This window comes from Streptomyces sp. NPDC030995 (genome assembly GCF_055571215.1).
The window spans coordinates 92,130-112,586 of the sequence record NZ_JBVIFS010000018.1; the positions used below are offsets into that span (position 1 = coordinate 92,130).

The following is a 20,457-nucleotide window of genomic DNA, read 5'->3' on the forward strand; positions in this document are numbered from 1 at the left end:
CTCGATGGGCCCGGTGCCTGCATGGGCTGTCAGCGGTAGCCGAGCCCCCGGAGGCGGGATCTGAGCCGTTCTGCCGCTGCCTGACTCTGCTGCTCCAGGTCTGCGAACGAGGCTTCGTACCGGTCGCCCCACGAACGGTAGAGCGCGACCAGCCCCTGCCGCTGCGCAGCTACGCGTCCCGTGACGCGTGAGCAGAGATCGTCACCGAGGACCTCGAGTACTCGTTCACGCGCAGGGCCGCTGTGCCAGGAGACCTCGCCGTCTGCCGCCGCCCATCGGTCGATCACTCCGGGGAAGCCGCGGTGCTCCAGGCTTCTGAAGTCGTCCTGCCGGTCGGACCACCATGCCGCGAACACACCGGTCAACTGGTACCGGTCCAGGATCCCCAATGGCAGGAGCGCCTCACGGAAGGAAGCCATGAGGCGGGAGCGTGACATGAACAGCTGTTTCGTGCCCGCGAGTTCGGCGATCTGCGCTCCCGCGCCCTCCCACCACCAGCAGCACCGGTCGATGAACCCGCGCTCCTGGGTGGTCGCGAGATCCGGGATGCGAGCGGCCGTCGCTTCGCAGCCTTCGGCCGGGAAGCTGAAATAGTCGAGGTCCCTTGGCTGGAAGAGGTCCGCGGGGTCGATGCCGAAGGCGTGGAACTTCGGCTCCTCTGCCTGCACCTCGTGTCTGGGGACGCCGCCGAAACAGATCCACCATCAGCTGGACCACGGAACGAGGCGTGTAGAACTCGCCCCCCTTCTTGCCAGCTGCGTCGGCGAGCACCGGGATGTCGAAGGCCGCTGCCGAGGGCGGGGGCTCGGGTGGCGGGTACGGTTCGGCGAGCGGGTTCCCGTTGAGCATCAGCGTGCGGTCGCCGGCCCGGTACGGGAGCCGGTCCCCGCCGACCGCCAGAACCCGCCCTCCCAGGCGCGCGGCTCCGGCTGCCTGCTTGGTGGAGAACAGGGGGACATCACCGCGGTCCCCTGCGCACACTGCGGAGCGGAGCAGGGACGCTCGTGCACGGGACGCACCGAGTCGTACAACGGCCACGTCTGTGCTGATCGGAAGAGACGGACTGTCAGGCCGAGGGCCTTCGCCACAGCAGGCCGGAGTCACCAGCGGGGGAAGGGTCTGGGGCCTGACCTCATCCCGCGGGCACTCGGGCTAGCGCTTCCGGGACGGCGGCCGGTGCGCGACCGACTTCGTCGCTGATGTGGTCGCTGGCCCAGTCGACGGGCCCCCCAGGGCGACTGGATGATGTGGCCGCACTTCCATCCGGCGTGACGTCCGGAGCGCTTTATGCGGCCAGGCCCACATCGAGGATCTTGGCGGCTTTGCCGATGGAGCCGGGCATGAGGTGGCGGTGGATCTTGAAGGTGATGTCGAGGCTCTTGTGGCCCATCCATTCGGCGACGTCGGTGATGGGGATGCCGTTGGTGAGGCAGTTCGACGCGAAGAAGTGGCGGAGGAGGTAGCCGTCCACCGTGCCGTGCTTGTCGGCGTACCACTCGATCGTTTCGCGGATGCGGGCCCGGGAGGGGGACGTCGCGGTAGTCGGTGGGTTTGCGGTGCTTGAGGCGGCCGTAGGTCTTGGTTGTTTGGTTGACTTGTTCGGTGATGCGGTAGACGTCGCCGGCGACGAGGTTGTTGAGGTTGACGGCGAAGGCTTCGCCGTCGCGCATGCCGCAGCCGCTCATCAGGTCGGCGATCAGGAGGAACCGGTCGTCACCGGCGGTGCGTATGTCGCGGAGCTGGGCAGGGGACGGGATCACCGCGCGCTCGGGGTCGTACTGCGGGGGCTTGACGCCCAGGACGGGGTTCTCGGTGTAAATGCCAAGGCGGTAGGCGTCCAGGAGGACCGACTTCACCTTGTCGAACGCGTTGGACTGGGTGGCGAGGCCAGCGCCATTGCGCTCCATGGTCCGGATGAAGCCGTCCACGACCTTGTGGTCGAAGGTGCTCATCCGGCGGCTGCCGCAGTCGAGGCCAGCCGAAGAGACGCCGACGCTCCTGCGGAGATCGTTCGGGCGGAGGTCGCGGCAAGCGCTCCCGGAGGCTCACTTCGCGGCCCCGACGTTTCCCATCCATAACCAGGTGGGGTCAGCTTTGCCAGGACCAATGCTGACCCGATGCCGACTTTGGTGACAGTTCGTCAGGACTGGTGGCGTCCCGCAACCTGGGTCGTGATGGCGATCGAAGCCTGACGCTGCTCGGTACAACGCGTTGTACCGAGCACGTCTCGTCAGGCTGCAGCGGTGACGGGCGGAGCGATCCCGGTGGGCGCTTCAGCGGGAGGCCTGCTGGTTCCTCCGGGCGGAGAGCGCCGTACCCGTGGCCCGCTGGTGTATCCGGTCCCGGGACGCTCGCTCCTCGGAGGTCGTCTCGTGCGGTACGGCCGCAGCGAAGTCAGGCTCGGCGTGCTGCCCCGGTAGTCCGCCCGGCGCTTACCAGGCCCGATTCGTAGGCGAGGACCACGAGCTGGGCGCGGTCACGGGCGTGGAGTTTGGTCATGGCCCGGTTGATGTGGGTTTTCGCAGTGAGCGGGCTGATCACCATGCGGTCCGCGATTTCGTTGTTGGACAGGCCCTGCGCGACCAGTACGACGGCTTCGCGTTCGCGGCCGGTCAGCTCCTCCAGCGCCGTGCCATTGTCGGTGGGGAGCGGCTGGGTGACGTATCGGTTGATCAGCTTGCGGGTGATCGAGGGCGCGAGCAGGGCGTCGCCGCGCGCGGCAACGCGTACGGCGTGCAGGAAGTCCTCCGGCACGATGTCCTTGACGAGGAATCCGGCGGCGCCGGCGCGCAGGGCGTTGAAGACGTATTCGTCCAGGCCGTAGTTGGTGAGGATGACGACGTGGACCCCGGTCAGCGCCGGGTCGGCCGCAATGCGCCGGGTCGTCTCGATGCCGTCCATGATGGGCATCTGGATGTCGATGAGCGCGATGTCGGGCAGGTGTTCTCTGGCGAGCTCCAGGCCTTCGCTGCCGTTGGCGGCCTCGGCCACGACCTCGATGTCGTCTTCGAGGTCGAGGAGCGCGCGGAATCCGCTGCGGATCAAGGGCTGGTCGTCGACCAGGAGGACACGGATCATGATGCTCGTTCCACGGGGAGTTCGGCCATAACAGTGAAGCCGCCTTCGCCGCGCGGTGCCGCGCGGAGCCGGCCTCCGAGGGCGGTGACGCGTTCGCGCATCCCGAGCAGGCCGATGCCAGGCACCGGGGTGGTGTCCGGCGTGGCCTTGCCGTCGTCGTCGACCTGGAGGGCGACGGCGTCCGGGCGGTAGTCGATACGGACCGATGCCGTGGTGGCGTCCGCGTGACGGGCGATGTTGGTGAGGGACTCCTGGACGATCCGGTAGACCGTGCGGCCCACCGCGGCCGGTACGTCGTGTCGATGGCCCTCGATCGTCAGGGTCGCCTCCAGACCGGCCCTGCCGGCCCTCTCCACCAGTTCCGGGATGTGCTCGAGCCCGTGCGGCGGGGTGGTGTCGTCGTCGCGCAGCGCCTCCAGGGTCGCGCGCAGCTCCCGGGACGCCTCGCGGCCGGCCTCGCGGATCGCCAGGAGGGCCTCCGGTACCTGTTCGCCGCGCTTGTGGGCCACGTGGACGGCCACTTCGGACTGCACCTTGATGACCGAGATCTGATGGGTGAGCGAATCGTGCAGCTCCCGCGCGATGTGCAGCCGCTCCTCGTCGGCACGGCGCCGCGCGGTCTCCTCGCGGGTGCGCTCGGCTTCATCGGCCCGCTGCTCGGCCTGCCGGAGTGCTTCACCGGCGGCGCCGGCGGCGATGAGCCAGGCGATTTCGAGGGCTCCCCGGGCCTGCGCGAACGCCTCGCCCGTGTCGTGAAGGCCTGATGCCAGGGCCGCGAGGGGGAGAGCGGCCAGCACGGCCACGCTCACCGCCATCGTGATGAGGCGATGTCCCGCCCGCATGGCCGCGTACACCGCGAAGAGGAACGCGACGGCTGCCACGTCGAATCCTGCAGCCTGATATCCCACCGCGCACAGCCCGGTGACGGCGAGGACGGCGACCGGAGCCCGCCGGCCGACGGCCAGTGCCAGGCCACCGACCACCAGCAACGCGTAGCCGAGCAGGCCGAGGCCGGTGGCGGCGTGTTGGCCGGAAAGCCCGGTGACCAGCAGCGCCGCCGCCACACCGACGGCGACCAGCGAGTCTCTGACACCGGCTCGAACGTGGAACCGTCCATTGCTCATGCGCGCACCGTAGCCGGAGGCTGCCGCGGGCGAATCCCGCTCGCGGACGAGCGCCCGACTACCGCAGGCGCAGTAGCTCCGCGGCACCTGCCGCGTCCGCGGTAACGCGAAGTGCCTGCGCCTGCTGGACGACCTGCCATGGGCCCGGCCGACATGCTCGAACCACATCCAGTCGTGGGAAGAGAAGGAGCACCCTGATGTCCGCTCGTCGCCTGTTCGCCGCCTCCGCGACCGCCCTGCTCGGCGGGCTCGGTCTTGCCACACCAGCGGCAGCGCACGCCCCGGTCCAGCCGGTCGCCGCCAGTGTCACCGACTTCAGCCTCGGGAGACTCGGAGCCACCACCGGCGGGCTGCTGGGGCTGGCCGCCGTGGTCGTCGCCGTGCTGGCGCTGAACCGACCCGCCGGACGTCTCGGCATTGCCAACGGGTCGCTCGGGTCCACGGCGGCCGTGGTCGCGGGGCTGATCGCCATGGCTCTCGGCGGGCTGGTCGCAGCCACCGCCGACGGTGGACTCGGCACCGGCAACGGGCTGGGCGGCGCCTACGTGGCCCTGCTGCTGGGTCTGATCGGTACGGCCCTGGGCGGGCGGGCTCTGACCCGCTCCCGCCGCACCCGTTGAACACAGCGAATACGTGTTCTGCCGCGGTCACGCCCTGCGGGCGGTCACCGCGCGACATACCGCGTAGGCAGCGGCTCCGGCGGCCAGGATTGCGGCGCCGCTGCTCACCGAGGAGGCCGGGAGGGCCCGTAGGCACCGCCTGAACTCCCGGTAGGAGTTTCAAGACAGGCACGGCTTACGTTGACGGCCCGGTGGCCGACCTCAGGTCGGCTTGCGCCACACGGAGATGTGCTTCGCGGAGTCCTGGGTGAACGGCGCCCCGTCCCAGTCCGCGACGCGACGTTCCATCTCGAGCCCAGCGATCCGTGCCATCAGGTCGAGCTCTGCCGGCCAGGCGTAGCGGTGCCGGGAGTTGTCGCGGCGGTAGCGGCCGTCGTCGCCGTCGCGGGTGAAGTGGTGCGAGACGAGAATCTGCTCGACGAGGTCGAAGGTGTCGAAGCCGAGATGCTGCTCAGAGACGTCGAACGGCACCGCGACCTGGCCGGGCGGCAGGAACCGCAGCGGCGGCACGCCCAGCTCGATGACGAATCGGCCGCCGGGCTCCAGATGACGCGCGGCGTTGCGGAAGCACTCGACCTGCTCGTCCTGCGTGAGCAGGTTCGTGATGGTGTTGTAGACGAGATAGACCAGGGTGAACCCGCCGGGAACGACGGTGGTGGCCATGTCCCCGATGACTACCGGGAGCGTGTCCTCGTCGATCTTGCGCCGCAGCACCGCTGCCATGTGCTCGGACAGTTCGATGCCCACCACCGGCACGCCGCGCTCCCGGAGCGGGACGCCCACTCGTCCGGTCCCGATGGCGAACTCCAGTGCCCGGCCGTCTCCGGCGAGCTCGGCGAGGAAGGCGAGAGTCGGTCCGAGAACGGCGGCCGAGGACGTCTCGGTCTCCTCGGCGTCGTAGCGGTCGGCGGTCGCGCGGGTCCACAGCTCACTGCTCGTCACGGGCGGCCATTTTGCCGGGTACCGAGGGGCGTTGTCGACGCATTTACCTTCTACCGGCTCCGATCACACGGTTCGGGGCGGGCCGGTACAGACCATTCAGGGCACCGCCCGGCTCGGGGCGCACCGTCACGGCGGTGGTGCGGTCGTTCTCCTCGGCGCAGCGTGCACCGCCCACAGCTCGTCGTCGACTTCCCATGGCTTCGGCCGAGCGACCCAGTACCTCGGGATCATCAGTCGTCCCGACGCTGCTGCTCACTCGGCGCGCACGGCAGTAGGCATCGGGATCACAGCCAGCCGCGGCGCTGGGCCTGGAGGGCGAGCTGGAAGCGGGTCGTGGCGCCCAGGCGGGCCATCAGGACCTCCACACGGCGGAACAGGGTGCGGCGGCTGATGCCGAGTTCGCGTGCGATGTCCTCGTCCGACACCCCGCCCGCGAGGAGGGCGAGCATACGGCGGTCGGCAGGCAGCGGGCGCTGCGGTGGGACGGCGGCGCCCCGCGGGGGCGGTGTGCGGGAGGCGTACAGCGGCAGCGCGCTCTGCCAGGTCTGCTCGAACAGCGCCACCAGCGCCGAGAACAGCCCGCACGGGCGGACGATGAGCAGGGTGTGGTGCACGTCGACCTCGTGGATCGACAGGGAGACCAGCGCGCACGCGTCGTCGATGATGATCAGCTTCACCGGGACCGCGTGCACGACCCTGGCCTGCTCGCCGGCGGCGATGCACGGCTCGATGCTGCGGCTGAAGTTGCCGGGGTACTCCAGTGACTCCCGGGAGTACACCACCCGCTGGGTCACGCCCCGGGCGAGGGTGGCGAGGGCCTCGTCGGTGGCGGTGGGGATCGGGAAGTACGGCGGGGAGTCGAACTGGCGGATCTGGCCGCAGGCGCCCGCCCAGGCCTGGCGCAGGCGGGGGCCGATGTCCTCTCCCGTGACCACCTCGACCAGGTCGTTCTTGAACGCGGCCGGCCGACGGCGGCGGAAGGTGTCGAAGGCCCCGGCGACGGTGATGCACGAGGCGTCGAGTTCGGCGGCCCGGAGGCGGCCGAGGAACTGCAAGCCGGCGGCGGGTGGCAGGGGGGCGACCGCCTCGCCGTCGCCGATTGCGGCGCTGCCCAGCCTCGCTTCGACCAACTCCTCGTAGGCGTTGGCCAGTTCGGTCTCATCCAGGCCGGTGGCGGCGCCGAGCTCGGGCAGCCGTACGGGCGCCAGCTCCAGCAGGGCCAGATAGAGCCGGACCGCCCCGACGCCGATGCCCAGTCTTCGCAGGGCCTCGCCGACTTCCCCCGTCGCCATGGACGGCAAGGTACCAACGCGGTGCGGCGGCCGCACCACCTCGGCCGGAGAAGGCCGGGTGGTGGTGCGGCCGCGCGGGACTGCTTCGGCGCGGGTCCGGGCCCGGCTCGGCCCGGACCCGGGTCAGTAGTCGATCGTATTGTGGTACAGACAGGACAGGGCGCCCGCACCCACGTCGTGGCCGTCAGCGGCGCGGTGGCTCCAGAACTGGCTGAAGGTACCGGAGACATGGCCGAGGAAGGTGCTCCACAGCGGCCCCGCCGGGCTCTCCGCGCAGGTGTCACCGGGCTCGTTCGCGGTATCGGACAGGTCGATCATCGCGCCGAGGACCCGGCCCTCGACCGTATCGCCGTTGTCCCAGCCGGACGTGCCCCAGGTCGGCCCCTCCAGGTCCTGGGTGCGGCCGCCGGGCCAGCGGAAGGTGGGATCGCCGAGCGCCACGACGCCGAACCAGGTGGCGAAGCCCTCGGTCCAGGCGCAGCCCGCCGAGCTGGTCTTGGTGATGTAGTGCGGGCTGCAGTTGGGGGAGGAGGGGAAGGCGTCCTCGTAGACGTCGTCCATCATCGCGTGGCCGAACTCGTGGAGTACGAGCACGGGGGCGTCGGGGTCCTCGGCGGCGAGGTGCACGGCGTTGCCCTGGAGCGAGTAGTACGTGCCGTCGGTGGAGTCCGGCGCCCAGTTGACCAGGCCGCGGCGGCAGGTGGTGTCCCGGGCGTCCCAGCAGCTGCCGGGCTTCCAGTTCCAGCCGGTGTTGACCGTGTCGAAGGCCTCGACCCCGCGCATCAGCGCCGCGTCGGCCGGCTGGAAGGCGCCGATGCCGGTGGTGGAGCCGGTGGGTACGTCGGCACGGACCGGGGAGGTGAAACGATACGGCTGACGGGACTTGCCGTTGCGTATCACCCAGTGCTGGTTCTCGGTGGCGAACTGGACGTAGACGTCCTGACCGCCGCCCTCTTCGTCCGTGTTGTCGAAGCAGAGCGTGAAGCCGCCGTCGGCTCCCGTGACACCGGTGGCGAGGAGATCGTCCGCGCCGCGCGCGTCGTCGTCGTAGACGGCCACACGGGCGTTGGCGGAGACCCGGGTGACGCCATCGTGGTCGACGTAGTTCCACGAGCCCGTCGCACAGGCCGTACCCGCCGCGGCCGCCGGCGCCGCCGGTCCGGGGGCCGGCTCGGCGGGGCGGTGGACGAGGCCCGGGCGGGCCCGGCTCGCGCCGGCGGCCGCCGGGGCCGCGGAGCTGACGTTGCCGACCGGGATGCCGAAGGCCGACTGGCGTGCGCCGACCGTGAGGAAGACGCTGCCCGCGTCGGTGTCCGCCGGGTCCGCCGCCGAGGTGGCGGTGGCACGGATGCCGGCCGGCCCCTCGGCGACCGCGCGTACGGTGCCGCTGAGCCGCCACGGGCGCTGCTGCCCCGCCCGGCCGGTGCCCTCGGCCCGGTGCACGCGGCCGCCCTGGGCGGGGACGGGCGAGACAGCCGTGGAGGTGCTGAGCCCGGCGGGCGCCGTCACCCATTCCAGACCGGCGGGGAGCTGGACGTCCAGGCGTACGTCCGTGTCGCCGCCGACGGTGTCCACTTCGATGTCGAGCCGCGCGGAACCGCCGAGGACGGGGGCCTCGGACAGGTGCAGCGTGACGGCCAGGCAGTGGCCGCGCTCGTCGGTGCGGTCCGCGTACGTCTGTGCGGCCGGCCGGCATCCGGCGGCGCCGACGGGCGCGGCCGCGGCCGGAATCCCGCCGGGCGCACCGGCGAGCGTCAGCAGCAGCCCGCACACGGCGGCGCGCACCGCGGTGCGGCTGGGGCTCCGCCGGCGGTGGTGTTCACGACTCAGGTGCATGAGGGTCCTCTCCAGTCGGGGAACTCGCTGGGGCAGCGCGTTCTACCGGATCCGGACCCCGCGCGGTGGCCGATCAGTGTCACCGGCGCGGATCGGCACATCCCGCAAGTCGCAAGCACGCCAACTTGGTTGGCGCGGCTGTGGAACCACGTATCAGCGGAGGGCCCCCGGGGTGCTGCGGCGCGCCCCGCGGCAACAGCGGCCGCGGCGACCGCTTTCGGGCGCACCACCGAGGGCCATGACAAGCGGACCGGCGCACCCGGGGCGAAGCGCCGCACCAGGCCGCCCGGGCGCCAAAGGCACGACGCCACGGTCACGGCGCGCCTCCGTCACGGCGCTACGGGACCCGCCACTGCTGGGCCTTCTTCCCCGAGGCGCAGGCGACGACCGTCAGCTGCTGGCCCGCGCCGTGGTCGGTCAAGCAGCCGCCCCGACGAAGGGGGAGTAGACCTCTCCGGCGGCGCGACGGAGCTCGTCGGCTTGGCCCTCGCTCTCAGCACGGGAACGGGCATCACGGAGACTTCAGCTTCGGCTGAACCCAGCTTCGGTGGTACTGAACTGGCGTCAGTCGAGGTACTGGTCCGCAGCGGACTGGGTGTCCGTATCGGAGTTGACTCGGCACACCGCGCTCTACTGATCGAGGGCGACCGAACGGGCTTGAGCGCACTCGCTGACGAACTGCGGTCGATAGCGGAGATGGACGACGGCGGTCACCAGCACATCGAGTACTACCCAGGTCACTACTACCTTGCCGCTGGATCAATGGCCTTGGTGGTGAACAGCCCTCATGGGGGTATGCCGACTCGCTGAACGACCGATGGCAATCGCCGGCCGGCGTTCGTAGAAGGTGCCGTCGCGGAGCATCGCGAGGAGGACTTCGGCCCGGCGGCGGGCGAGGCATGGCAGGGCCTGGGCGGGGTGGATGCCCTGGGCACCAGGCCGTGGAGCCGGTTGGCGACCCGGGTGGCCTCGCCGGCCAGGTCGCCGTCGAAGCCCACGATCATCTCCAGCTCGGCGATCGTCTCGTCCTCGCCATCGATGGCCCGCAGCGTGTGGGGCATTGAGCGGGCGGCGTCGGCGATGACGAACGCGTCCTTCGCGTCGGTCTTGGCCTCACCTGGGTAGAGGTCGGCGATCCGCCGCATCGTCAGCACCGGCAGGTAGGGGAGCGGGCAGCCCACGTCCCGGGCGACCACCAGCGGCAGGGCGCCGATCGGCTCGTCCGGGCGGCGGGTGTTTGGCGCATGCGGATCGTTCTCCTCGCGACTCGGGAAAGTGCGGGGCGTGCGAAGAGCGTGAGCACAAGCTTTGAACCAGTGGGAGCGCTCCCACTGTGCGGACCCGGGGCAACGACGTCAAGACGCGCGAAGAAACGAAGGCATGCCCCTGAGGAATTTCGACAACTCCTCTTTCGCGGGGCGTCAGTTGCCGCTACGGTCTGGCCCCAACCAGTGGGAGCGATTCCGTCAGTCGGCGCGCCGTCAGAGCGCGCCCTCGCTGCAAGGAGTCGCTCATGCGACACCCCCCGCGTCTGTCCGCGTTGCTCGGCGGAGCGGTGCTCACCTTGGCGAGCACCGCTCTCGCCGTGGCTGGTACGGCCTCAGGAGCAGCGGCCGCACCCCTCTGCACCGTTGAGTACTCCGTCGTCGGCTCCTGGGCCGGCGGTTTCCAAGGGTCCGTCACCGTCACCAACAACAGTGCGACGTTGCACGGTTGGAGCCTCGGCTTCGACTTCTCCGGCGGTCAGGAGATCAGTCAGGGCTGGGGTGCCAAGTGGTCCCAGTCCGGGGCGAGCGCCACAGCCGTGAACGAGAGCTGGAACGGGACGGTCGGCACGGGCGCCAGCGTCGCCGTCGGCTTCATCGCCTCCTGGTCAGGCTCCAACAGTGCGCCCACCACGTTCACGCTCGACGGCGCGGCCTGCAGCGCCGTGCCAGGCCCCACCAACCCGGCCCCGACCCCGACCCCGCCCCCCGCACCCACGCCGACATCCACCGGCCCGACCGATCCCCCCGACCCGGTCTCCGGGGCGCCCGAACTGAGCGTCACCGGAAACCGCCTCACCGACCAGAATGGCGCCACCCGTCGCCTCCTCGGCGTCAACCGGTCCGGGGCCGAGTTCATGTGCATCCAAGGCCACGGCATCTTCGACGGTCCCGTCGACGACGCCTCGGTGCGCGCCATCGCCGACTGGGAGGCCAACACCGTCCGCATTCCCCTCAACGAGGAGTGCTGGCTCGGCCTCGACAACATCAAGCCCGAGTACCGGGGCAAGAATTACGTCGATGCCGTCAGGGGCCTGGTCAGCCGGGTCCTCGCACACGGCATGACTCCGGTCGTCGAACTGCACTGGACGTACGGCCAGTACACCGGCAACTCCTCAGGGTGCTCGGACGTCCACGCCTCCTGCCAGAAGCCGATGCCGGACGCCCAGTACACCCCGGCGTTCTGGACCTCGGTGGCGAACGCCTTCAAGAACGACCGGCGGGTCGTCTTCGACCTGTTCAACGAGCCGTACCCCGACCGGGCGACCCCCACCACCGGGCAGGCCTGGTCCTGCTGGCGCGACGGCGGCACGTGCCCGGGCATCGGATACGAGGTCGCCGGCATGCAAGACCTGGTGGACGCGGTCCGTGCGACCGGGGCCCGCAATCTCGTCCTTGTGCCCGGCATCGCGTACTCCAATGACCTGAGCGAGTGGCTCACCCACTCCCCGGTCGACCCGACGGGCAATCTGGCCGCGGCCTGGCACGTCTACAACTTCAACACCTGTTCCAACGAGGCATGTTGGCAGTCCACCCTCGCCCCGGTCGCCGCCCGGGTCCCCCTGGTGGCGGGCGAGATCGGTGAGAACACCTGCGGACACGCGTTCATCGACCACGTCATGAAGTGGTTCGACGACCGCTCGCTCTCGTATCTCGGCTGGACCTGGAACACCTGGAACTGCAACTCCGGTCCGGCCCTGATCACCTCGTACGACGGCACCCCCACCGCATTCGGCACCGGGCTGCGCGACCACCTGCGCGCCCTGAACTGAAAGGCACCCCACGAAATGAGCCGCACAGCCCCACGCACGACCAGCCGCACAACCAGCAGCACCGCCCTGCTGGCGGCCATCGGCCTCGTCACGGCCGCCGGCGCCACCGCCACCGTGTTCGGCACCGCCGCCGGCGCCGCCACCGCCGGCTGCAAGGTCGAGTACCAGGTCACCAGCCAGTGGAACACCGGGTTCGGTGCCAATGTGAGCGTCACCAACACCGGCGACCCGGTCGCCGCCTGGACCCTGGAATGGTCCTACGGGGGCGACCAGAGGGTCACCCAGGGCTGGAACGCCACCATCACCCAGTCCGGTACGGCCGTGAGCGCCAGGAACGTCTCCTACAACGGGTCCTTAGCCACGGGCGCTTCGACGTCCTTCGGCTTCAACGGCTCGTACAGCGGCACGAACACCGTCCCCGCGACCTTCAAGCTCAACGGCGTCACCTGCAACGGCACCACCGTGCCGACGGAGCCGCCGACCACTCCGCCGACGACGCCACCCACGACCCCGCCGCCCTCCGGCAGCAAGGCCGACAACCCGTACGCAGGCGCCAAGGTGTACGTGAACCCCGAGTGGTCCGCGAAGGCGGCCGCCGAGCCGGGCGGCACCAAGGTGTCGAACCAGCCCACCGGCGTCTGGCTGGACCGCACCGCCGCCATCCAGGGTGTGAACGGCGGGATGGGTCTGCGCGCCCACCTGGACGCGGCTCTGGCACAGAAGGGCAGCGGCGAGCTCGTCGTGCAACTGGTGATCTACAACCTGCCAGGACGGGACTGCGCCGCACTCGCCTCCAACGGCGAGCTGGGACCCACCGAGATCGACAAGTACAAGACGCAGTACGTCGATCCCATCGCCGCGATCCTCGCCGACGCCAAGTACGCGGGGCTGCGGATCGTCACCACGGTCGAGATCGACTCGCTGCCGAACCTGGTCACCAACGTCTCCGGTCGCCCGACGGCCACCGCCAACTGCGATGTGATGAAGAACAACGGCAACTACATCAAGGGCGTCGGCTACGCGCTGAACAAGCTGGGCTCGATCGCCAACGTCTACAACTACGTGGACGCGGGCCACCACGGCTGGCTCGGCTGGGACGACAACTTCGGCGCCTCTGCGGAGATCTTCAAGCAGGCGGCCACCGCCGAGGGCTCCACGGTCTCCAAGGTGCACGGCTTCATCGTGAACACGGCCAACTACAGCGCCCTGAAGGAAGACCACTTCAAGATCGAAGACTCCGTCAACGGCACGTCCGTACGCCAGTCGAAATGGGTCGACTGGAACCGGTACACCGACGAGTTGTCGTACGCCCAGGCCATGCGGGCCAAGCTGGTCTCCCTGGGCTTCGACGCGAACCTCGGCATGCTGATCGACACCTCCCGCAACGGCTGGGGCGGCACGGCCAGGCCGACCGGACCCGGCGCGCTGACCAACGTCGACACGTACGTCAACGGCGGCCGCTACGACCGGCGCATCCACCTCGGCAACTGGTGCAACCAGTCGGGCGCCGGGCTCGGCGAGAGGCCGCAGGCGGCACCGGCTGCGGGCATCGACGCGTACGTGTGGATCAAGCCGCCGGGCGAGTCTGACGGGGCGAGCAAGGAGATCCCGAACAACGAGGGCAAGGGTTTCGACCGGATGTGCGACCCGACGTACACGGGCAACGCCCGCAACGGCAACAGCATGTCGGGGTCCCTCCCGAACGCGCCGCTCTCGGGCCAGTGGTTCTCGGCCCAGTTCCAGGAGCTCCTGAAGAACGCCCACCCGGCGCTGTGACGCACCGCCCATGAGGACGGGAGCCGTACGGAACCTCCTGGTTCCGTACGGTTCACGCACTCCGCAGCGTCCAGGCGTTCCTCGTTCGTGCAGGAGGAGCCCCGGTCAGCCGTGCGACGCACATCGCACGACGTTCTTCCCGTCCCCGGCAACTTCGGCGGGTACGGCGGCAACTGAAGGGCGACAGAGCAGTACTCGTCGAGCGGCTCCGGCACCACCGGCGGACAGGCCGCCGACGCCGAGCACGACATCACCGTCACCACACGGGCCGAACTGGTCAAGGCACTCCGCGCAGGCCCGTCCGGCGTTCCGAGGATCATCCGGGTGAAGGGCCGGATCGACGCCAACACCGACGATCAGGGCCGCCCGTTGACCTGCGCCGACTACGCGAAGGGCACGGGCTACACGCTCGCCGCCTACCTCAAGGCCTACGACCCCGCGGTATGGGGACGGTCCAAGCTGCCGTCCGGCGCGCAGGAGTCCGCGCGGGCGGCGGCGCAGGCGAAGCAGGCCGAGCGGGTGGGCATCGCCGTGCCGTCGAACACCACCATCATCGGCGTGCCCGGCACCGACGCGGGCATCAACGGAGGCAGTCTTCTGGTGCAGAAGGCTGACAACGTCATCATCCGCAACCTGACCTTCGCCGACACCCGTGACTGCTTCCCCCAGTGGGACCCCACGGACGGCTCCGAGGGCAACTGGAACTCCGCGTACGATGCCGTCACCCTGCGGGGGGCGACGCACGTGTGGGCCGACCACAACTCGTTCACCGACAGCCCCCACTTCGACGCCTCGAACCCCCGCCACTTCGGCCGCGAATACCAGGTCCACGACGGAGCCTTCGACACCACCCCGCGCTACGGCTACACCCACAGCTACAGCGTGAACGCGCGTGCCGGCGTCCAGATCGTGGCGCAGAACAACCACTGGACGCTCTCCTCCGACCGCAAGACGTCCCAACTCCTGTCGGGCGACGGCACGGGCGCTTTCGCCGGCAGCGGGAACATGGTCAACGGCACGGTCACCGACCTCGTCGCCGCCCACAACGCCGCGAACAAGAAGAAGATCAAGCCCGAGGCGGCGTGGAAGCCCGCCCTCGCCAGGGGACTGGAGTCCTCTGCTGCGAGCCTGCCCACGTCCCTCGCCCGCCGTGCGGGCGCGGGCGTCCTGAAGTGATCCACCGTCCCGGTGCCCGCGGGCGCGCCTGCCCCGCCCGGGCACCGGCGAGGCGGACACCGCCGACGACCTGGCCGCCGACGCCTTCGTGGCGCTCTGGCACCGTTGGGACCGCGTCCAGCACGCCGACCACCCGGTGGCGTACGCCCGCGGCGTGGTCACCAACATGGCCCGCGCCCGCATCCGCGCTCTCACCCGCGAACGGCGCCGCATCCACCTCTTCTGGACGGCCCTCCCGGGCCGCGCGCAGCACCCCGACGTGGATGCCGTCATGGACGTGCGCCGCGCGCTGGCGCGACCGCCTTTCCGCAAACGCGCGTGCGTCGTACTGCGCCACGCACTGGACCTGTCGGAGAAGGACACCGCACTCGCCCCGGGGACATCGGTCGGCACCGGGCAGCCGGCCGCGCGTGGGCAGTCGTGCCCGTGGATGAGCACCCCCCGGCCCGGGGTTCGGGTTGGGTGGCGAACAGGCAGCGACGCCGGTCCCGGCACCCAGGGGGTGCCGGGACCGGCGTCGTCATGCGGGGAACGTGATCAGACGGGGCGGCCGCCGAAGGGGCCGCCGGGGCCGTAGTAGGTGCCCAGCTCTTCCCGGTAGCCGGCGTCGCCGAGGTGCTTCTCCCGGTGGAACTCGGGGGCGGCCTTGATCTGTTCCTTGGTGCGGTCGACGAGCACCTTCTTGTCCTCCGGGTCGATCCTGACGACCGTGCTCGCCGGCAGCAGGACCTCCTTGCCGAAGATCCATACGCCGGTGTCCACGACCAGGTAGGCGTCACCGACCTCGTCGGAGTGCTTGTCGACCTTGCCGATGCTGCCGTCGGTGGCCTCGACCTTGTAGCCGGTCAGGTCCGTACCGGCCAGGTGGCCCGCGGTCGGCTGGTAACTCCACACATGTTCAGTCACGCGAAAACAACTCCTCGGTCAATTGGGGACGGCGGGGAAATGCTTCTCCGTCGATCCTTCTTGTTCCGTACGTCATGCGCGGCGGGTCCTGCGTTTCCGCCTGGACTTCGCCTGCCCCGCTTTCACTGCTTCACGCACCCGGTCGATATGTGGGGCCGGGACGGCCGTCGATCGTGGAGGTGAGCAAGCCACCGCCATGCACTGCCTGAAGTGCACTCTTGTTCTGCGGGCGGGGTGCCTCGTACAGGCGACCTTGCCTACGCCGAACGCTGACGCTTCTCCGGCCTATCGGGGCGAACCGGCCCCGGCGCGGGCCGGTTCGGCACTGGTCAGAGGTCGGCGGGGAACCGCTCCCAGGATCGGTGCCCGCCCAGCGCCGTCGCGAGTGCGTCCACGACCGCGGTACCGCTGTCCGCGACGGCGATGCCTGGTTCGTCTGCTGTGATGCCGGCGGTCTCGAGGAGCCGCTCTGCGCCGTTCCAGCCGCCGATGGCCTTGCCGTGCCGGTAGGCCTCCGTGACGAGCAGCAGTACGCGCGGGTCGGGGGCCTCCGGCGGCCGGGCCGTGCCGGCCTTGGCGTCGCGGGCACCATACGCGTCCGCGCCGGCCTCCGGTGCGCCGGCAAGCAGGAGGGCGTCGAATTCGACGGAGCGGGCGGTGGCGAAGGTTCGCTGAATGGTGATCGAGTCGCCGTCGCCGTCGAGGGTGCCGCCGGTCGGGGCGACGACGAGGGGCACCATGCCGGCGGCCGAGATCGCCTGGCGAGCGGTCCGTACGCCCTCCAGGTCGGCCGCGGAGTCGGCGACGATGCCGATCACGCGGCCGTCGGTGGGCCAGGTCCCTCCCAGTTGGGAGAGGGCGGGGCTGGGGTCGGCCGCGACGAGCGGCACGGTGGCCGCGGGGACCGGCAGTCCGAGGCCCGTGGCGACCTGCTCGCACAGCTGCGGGTCGATGTTCGCCAGGACCTTCAGGGTGCGTTCCTTGATGGCCTGCTCGTAGCACTTGTTCAGTTCGAAGGTGTAGGCGGCGATGATGTGTTCGCGTTCGGGCGGGGTCATGCTGAGCCAGAAGAGGCGGGGCTGGGTGAAGTGGTCCGAGAAGGAGGCCGGGGCCTCACGGACCTTTCTCGCCTCGGGGACGGTGACGGGTGTCTCGATGAAGGCGCTCGTGTCGGCTCCCGCGAGGAACGGGCAGCCGCCGTCGAGGCTGTTGGGCCGGTAGGGGGCCACACCGGTGTGCACGGCGCTCTGGTGCATGCCGTCGCGGAGCATGTCGTTGACGGGGGCGTGCGGCCTGTTGATGGGGATCTGGCCGAAGTTGGGGCCGCCGAGTCGGCTGATCTGCGTATCGAGGTAGGAGAAGAGCCGGCCGGCGAGCAGCGGGTCGTCGGTGACGTCGATGCCCGGGACGAGGTGGCCGGGGTGGAAGGCGACCTGCTCGGTCTCGGCGAAGTAGTTCTTGGTGTTGGCGTTCAGGGTCATCAGCCCGATCGGCTGCACCGGCGAGCGCTCCTCCGGCACGATCTTGGTGGGGTCGAGGAGGTCGATGCCCTCGAACGTCTGGTCCGGGGTGTCGGGGAAGACCTGGATACCCAGCTCCCATTGCGGGAAGGCGCCGGATTCGATGGCGTCGAAGAGGTCCCGGCGGTGGAAGTCGGGATCCATCCCGCTGATCATCTGAGCCTCCTCCCACACGAGGGAGTGCACGCCCAGCTTCGGCTTCCAGTGGAACTTCACCAGGGCGGTGTCACCGGCCGTGTTGACCAGGCGGAACGTGTGGACCCCGAAGCCCTCCATCATCCGGTAGGACCGCGGGATGCCCCGGTCGGACATGTTCCACAGCGTGTGGTGGGTGGCCTCGGTGTGCAGGGAGACGAAGTCCCAGAACGTGTCGTGGGCGCTCTGCGCTTGCGGGATCTCCCGGTCCGGGTGGGGCTTGCCGGCGTGGATGATGTCGGGGAACTTGACGGCGTCCTGGATGAAGAACACCGGGATGTTGTTCCCGACCAGGTCGAAGGTGCCCTCGTCCGTGTAGAACTTCGTGGCGAAGCCACGGGTGTCGCGCACCGTGTCCGCCGAGCCGCGCGAACCGAGGACGGTGGAGAACCGTACGAATACGGGAGTCTCCGCGTCCTTGGCGAGAAATGCGGCCTTGGACACCTCACCGGCCGTGCCGTAGCCCTGGAAGACGCCGTGCGCGGCGGCGCCGCGCGCGTGGACGACCCGCTCGGGGATCCGCTCGTGGTCGAAGTGGGTGATTTTCTCGCGCAGATGGTGGTCCTGTAGGAGGACCGGACCGCGCGCTCCGGCCTTCAAGGAGTGATCGCTGTCGGGCAGACGTGTCCCCTGGGCCGTCGTCAGATACGCCCCGCTCTGCGCCACGCGCGCCTGCTCCACCCCCGTCGCCTGCCCGGTCGGACCCACCGTCTCGGGTCCGTCCTGGTCGGGCTTGGGGGGAAGGGGTTCCGTGGGCTCCGTCGGCTCGATCAGAGGCGGTGACTCCGGGCCGGGCTTACCTGGCAGCTCGTTCTTGGCGGTGTCGGTTGCTGGTCGTCGCTTCGTCATGGTCGTTCTCCTTAGGGCCGCCGAGGGGGGCGGTAAGGCGGTGCCTCGATGGGGCCCGTTGACCTCTCGTTCCCGCCCCCTGCGATAGGTGCTGATGGGATCGGATCGGGTGCGCGCAACCGATCGCCACGGCTCACGGCAGGGGTGTACCTCCGGTGGCGTTGATGATCGACCCGCCGCGCGGCATGTGTGCCAGGGCCTTACGGGTCAGCCAGAACATCCCGTACAGGTTGGTCTTCATCACGCGGTCGAACTGCTCCGTGGTGATCGCCTCGATCCCGTCGGGCTGGGACATCTGGTACGCGGCGTTGTTGACGAGGATGTCGACGTGCCCCAGCTCGCCCACGGTCCGGTCGATGAGAGATGCGCACTGGGCTTCGTCACGGATGTCGCATGGGACGGGTAGGGCCCTACGTCCTGCCTCGGGGACCAGGCGCGCGGTCTCGTCCCCCTCGTCCGCCTCTTGGGGCAGATGGGTGAAGACGATGTCCGCACCCTCCCGGGCGAAGGCCAGACATACGGCCCGGCCGATCCCGGAATCGCCTCCTGTGACCAGGGCCGCCCGGTCGAGGAGTACGTCGTGGCCCTGATGGGAGCGCTCACCGTGGTCCGGCCGAGGATCCATCTCCTCGGTCGAGCCGGGATGCCCCTGTTGCTGATCAGGGAACGGCGGGCGAGGGCAGCGGGTGACTGGGTCGGGAACGCGGGGTGCTTCCTGGGGTGACATTCACTTCTCCGGTCCGGGATGCGCTGTACGGAGGGGCGAAGCGGCAGGTCAGCTCGCCGGGTACGGCGCGGCCTTGAGGCGGCGCGCGAGGTGGGCCGTGTTCGCGGCGAGGGTGGCCGTCGTGCCGGCCGTCTTCTCGGGGGTCTTGTCGAGGTCCTGGTAGTCGGTGCCCTGCATGGCTTCGCCGACCCAGTAGGTGACGGCGTTCGGGGCGAGGGAGAAGCCGACGTCGTTCAGACCCTGGAAGAGGTCGGCGCTGACCTTGTGCGCGCCGTCCTCGTTGCCGACGACACAGACCGCGGCGACCTTGCCGTAGGTGAGCATGCGGCCCTCGTCGTCCGTCTCGGAGATCTCCGCGTCCAGGCGCTCCAGGATCCGCTGGGCGATGCTGGACGGGTGCCCGAGCCAGATCGGCGTCGACAGGACCAGAATGTCGCAGCCCAGGATCGTGTCCCGGATCTCCGGCCAGGCGTCTCCGTCGCCCATGTCGGTTTTCACACCAGGCTTCACGTCGTGGTCGGCGATCCGGATGGTCTTCCCGGTGACGCCGTGCTCGGAGAGGGCGGCCATGGTCTGCTCGGCCAGCAGGTGGGAGCTCGACGGAGCGGGGGAGGGGGACAAGGTGCAGACGAGCGCGACAGCGCGGAGCGGGGTGTGATTGTTGGGGTCCATGGTGTCCGGCTACCCGGATACCCCTCTTTGATGTCGCAAGCGATCCGATTCATCCCCTTTGGCTCATTCCGCGAAGACGCAGTACGGGTGGCACGGCCCACTCCGTGCTGCCACTCGACCGCGGGGACGGCGTCCGCCTTCTCCGGCGGCCGGCGCTGCGGGGACGCCGAAACGAGACGGTTCAAGGCGTCGGCGGAGCGCGGTACGGGCACCTTCTGGTCGCGCTGGTCGCGCTCGATCTCTGCACGCTCCTGCGCGATCTCCCGGGTGAGGAAGAAGTTCAGGATGGTGCGGATGGCGGCGATGGCTGCCAGCTGTCCGATCTCTGTGAAGCTGGGCGCGACCGCTGTGCGCAGGACATCGCCCGCGAGCTGGAATTCCAGGCCGAGGACGAGGAAGCGGCCGAGGCTGAGTCGGATCTTGTTGAACTCACCGATGAGCGATCGCCTGCGGATTCCGGTCGTGGCGAATCGCGCGAACGCCCAGACGGCGCCCGCGAAAATGATCAGCGCGCCGGCTGCCTCGATGGCATGTACGAGCCACCCGATCGCCTCCCGCACCGCAGACTCGGACAGAACTTCCCCTGACAGTGTCATTCGGCCCGCATACCCGCCTGCAGCCGTTACATGGGCGGATCCTGGCCCGGAGAGGAGACGTCGAAGCTGGAAGCATGACCGCGCGCGGCCCGCAGGGGCGCATGAAATCAG

At 69.9% G+C, this 20,457-nt stretch carries 16 protein-coding genes and 5 pseudogenes; 7 read left to right on the forward strand and 14 right to left on the reverse strand.

What is annotated here, in order from left to right; genetic code table 11:
• Positions 1–29: 29 nt before the first annotated feature.
• The 3 genes and pseudogenes from ACZ45T_RS25180 to ACZ45T_RS25190 all read right to left on the reverse strand — a co-directional run bounded on the left by ACZ45T_RS25180 (position 30) and on the right by ACZ45T_RS25190 (position 1,471).
• Entirely contained in the window at positions 30–668 is a 639-nt protein-coding gene (locus ACZ45T_RS25180; protein ID WP_468445071.1) for a hypothetical protein, read from the reverse strand.
• Positions 669–693: 25 nt separating this feature from the next.
• Positions 694–849, reverse strand: a pseudogene (locus ACZ45T_RS25185) (N-6 DNA methylase); the annotation flags it as partial.
• Positions 850–1,285: 436 nt separating this feature from the next.
• A complete protein-coding gene (locus ACZ45T_RS25190; protein ID WP_468444932.1) occupies positions 1,286–1,471 on the reverse strand; it encodes a hypothetical protein in 186 nt (61 codons plus the stop codon).
• Between the two features lie 10 nt (positions 1,472–1,481).
• Between ACZ45T_RS25190 and ACZ45T_RS25195 the strand changes: the two genes are divergently transcribed.
• Entirely contained in the window at positions 1,482–2,078 is a 597-nt protein-coding gene (locus tag ACZ45T_RS25195; protein WP_468444934.1) for a hypothetical protein, read from the forward strand.
• A 316-nt stretch (positions 2,079–2,394) separates the two neighbouring features.
• Here the strand turns inward: ACZ45T_RS25195 and ACZ45T_RS25200 are convergent, their stop codons facing one another.
• Both ACZ45T_RS25200 and ACZ45T_RS25205 read right to left on the reverse strand, forming a co-directional pair.
• Complete coding sequence (locus tag ACZ45T_RS25200) at positions 2,395–3,078, reverse strand: response regulator (protein WP_468444936.1); 684 nt, start codon at positions 3,076–3,078, stop codon at positions 2,395–2,397.
• On the reverse strand, positions 3,075–4,202 hold the full coding sequence (locus tag ACZ45T_RS25205) for a sensor histidine kinase (protein ID WP_468444938.1): 1,128 nt from the start codon (positions 4,200–4,202) through the stop codon (positions 3,075–3,077). Before ACZ45T_RS25205 ends, ACZ45T_RS25200 begins: the two co-directional genes overlap by 4 nt.
• Positions 4,203–4,399: 197 nt before the next feature.
• On the opposite strand from ACZ45T_RS25205, the gene ACZ45T_RS25210 reads away from it, so the two are divergent.
• A complete protein-coding gene (locus ACZ45T_RS25210; protein ID WP_468444940.1) occupies positions 4,400–4,822 on the forward strand; it encodes a DUF6223 family protein in 423 nt (140 codons plus the stop codon).
• A 201-nt stretch (positions 4,823–5,023) separates the two neighbouring features.
• Here ACZ45T_RS25210 and ACZ45T_RS25215 read toward each other — a convergent pair whose 3' ends face one another.
• The 3 genes from ACZ45T_RS25215 to ACZ45T_RS25225 all read right to left on the reverse strand — a co-directional run bounded on the left by ACZ45T_RS25215 (position 5,024) and on the right by ACZ45T_RS25225 (position 8,892).
• The gene (locus tag ACZ45T_RS25215; protein WP_468444942.1) at positions 5,024–5,764 is read right to left on the reverse strand and encodes a class I SAM-dependent DNA methyltransferase; all 741 of its coding nucleotides are present in this window, start codon (positions 5,762–5,764) and stop codon (positions 5,024–5,026) included.
• A gap of 284 nt (positions 5,765–6,048) precedes the next feature.
• A complete protein-coding gene (locus ACZ45T_RS25220; protein WP_468444944.1) occupies positions 6,049–7,056 on the reverse strand; it encodes a helix-turn-helix transcriptional regulator in 1,008 nt (335 codons plus the stop codon).
• A 123-nt stretch (positions 7,057–7,179) separates the two neighbouring features.
• Positions 7,180–8,892, reverse strand: a complete 1,713-nt coding sequence (locus ACZ45T_RS25225; protein ID WP_468444948.1) for a hypothetical protein — start codon at positions 8,890–8,892, stop codon at positions 7,180–7,182.
• On the opposite strand from ACZ45T_RS25225, the gene ACZ45T_RS25230 reads away from it, so the two are divergent.
• Positions 8,887–9,702, forward strand: coding sequence for an Imm32 family immunity protein (locus ACZ45T_RS25230; protein WP_468445067.1), 816 nt, complete (start codon positions 8,887–8,889; stop codon positions 9,700–9,702). The two genes, ACZ45T_RS25225 and ACZ45T_RS25230, sit on opposite strands and share 6 nt — an antisense overlap.
• A gap of 122 nt (positions 9,703–9,824) precedes the next feature.
• On the opposite strand, the pseudogene ACZ45T_RS25235 reads toward ACZ45T_RS25230, so the two are convergent.
• Positions 9,825–10,115: pseudogene (locus ACZ45T_RS25235) on the reverse strand (IS110 family transposase); the annotation flags it as partial.
• A 290-nt stretch (positions 10,116–10,405) separates the two neighbouring features.
• Between ACZ45T_RS25235 and ACZ45T_RS25240 the strand changes: the two are divergent.
• From ACZ45T_RS25240 to ACZ45T_RS25255, 4 genes and pseudogenes are all read left to right on the forward strand, one after another.
• A complete protein-coding gene (locus ACZ45T_RS25240; RefSeq protein WP_468444950.1) occupies positions 10,406–11,929 on the forward strand; it encodes a cellulase family glycosylhydrolase in 1,524 nt (507 codons plus the stop codon).
• A 15-nt stretch (positions 11,930–11,944) separates the two neighbouring features.
• Positions 11,945–13,705, forward strand: a complete 1,761-nt coding sequence (locus tag ACZ45T_RS25245; RefSeq protein ID WP_468444952.1) for a glycoside hydrolase family 6 protein — start codon at positions 11,945–11,947, stop codon at positions 13,703–13,705.
• A 180-nt stretch (positions 13,706–13,885) separates the two neighbouring features.
• A pseudogene (locus ACZ45T_RS25250) lies at positions 13,886–14,881 on the forward strand (pectate lyase family protein); the annotation flags it as partial.
• Positions 14,882–14,915: 34 nt separating this feature from the next.
• Positions 14,916–15,458 (forward strand): annotated as a pseudogene (locus ACZ45T_RS25255) (sigma factor); the annotation flags it as partial.
• Here ACZ45T_RS25255 and ACZ45T_RS25260 read toward each other — a convergent pair.
• From ACZ45T_RS25260 to ACZ45T_RS25280, 5 genes and pseudogenes are all read right to left on the reverse strand, one after another.
• Complete coding sequence (locus tag ACZ45T_RS25260) at positions 15,419–15,787, reverse strand: PRC-barrel domain-containing protein (protein WP_468444954.1); 369 nt, start codon at positions 15,785–15,787, stop codon at positions 15,419–15,421. The pseudogene ACZ45T_RS25255 and the gene ACZ45T_RS25260 overlap by 40 nt on opposite strands.
• 329 nt (positions 15,788–16,116) lie before the next feature.
• Positions 16,117–18,351 (reverse strand): catalase, encoded by a 2,235-nt coding sequence (locus ACZ45T_RS25265; protein ID WP_468444956.1) that lies wholly within the window; start codon positions 18,349–18,351, stop codon positions 16,117–16,119.
• Positions 18,352–18,505: 154 nt separating this feature from the next.
• A pseudogene (locus ACZ45T_RS25270) lies at positions 18,506–19,078 on the reverse strand (SDR family NAD(P)-dependent oxidoreductase); the annotation flags it as partial.
• Positions 19,079–19,126: 48 nt separating this feature from the next.
• Entirely contained in the window at positions 19,127–19,699 is a 573-nt protein-coding gene (locus ACZ45T_RS25275) for a flavodoxin family protein (protein ID WP_468444958.1), read from the reverse strand.
• Positions 19,585–20,346 carry a DUF1622 domain-containing protein gene (locus ACZ45T_RS25280; protein ID WP_468444960.1) on the reverse strand — a complete coding sequence of 254 codons (762 nt, stop codon included), beginning with the start codon at positions 20,344–20,346 and terminating at the stop codon, positions 19,585–19,587. Before ACZ45T_RS25280 ends, ACZ45T_RS25275 begins: the two co-directional genes overlap by 115 nt.
• Positions 20,347–20,457: the final 111 nt, after the last annotated feature.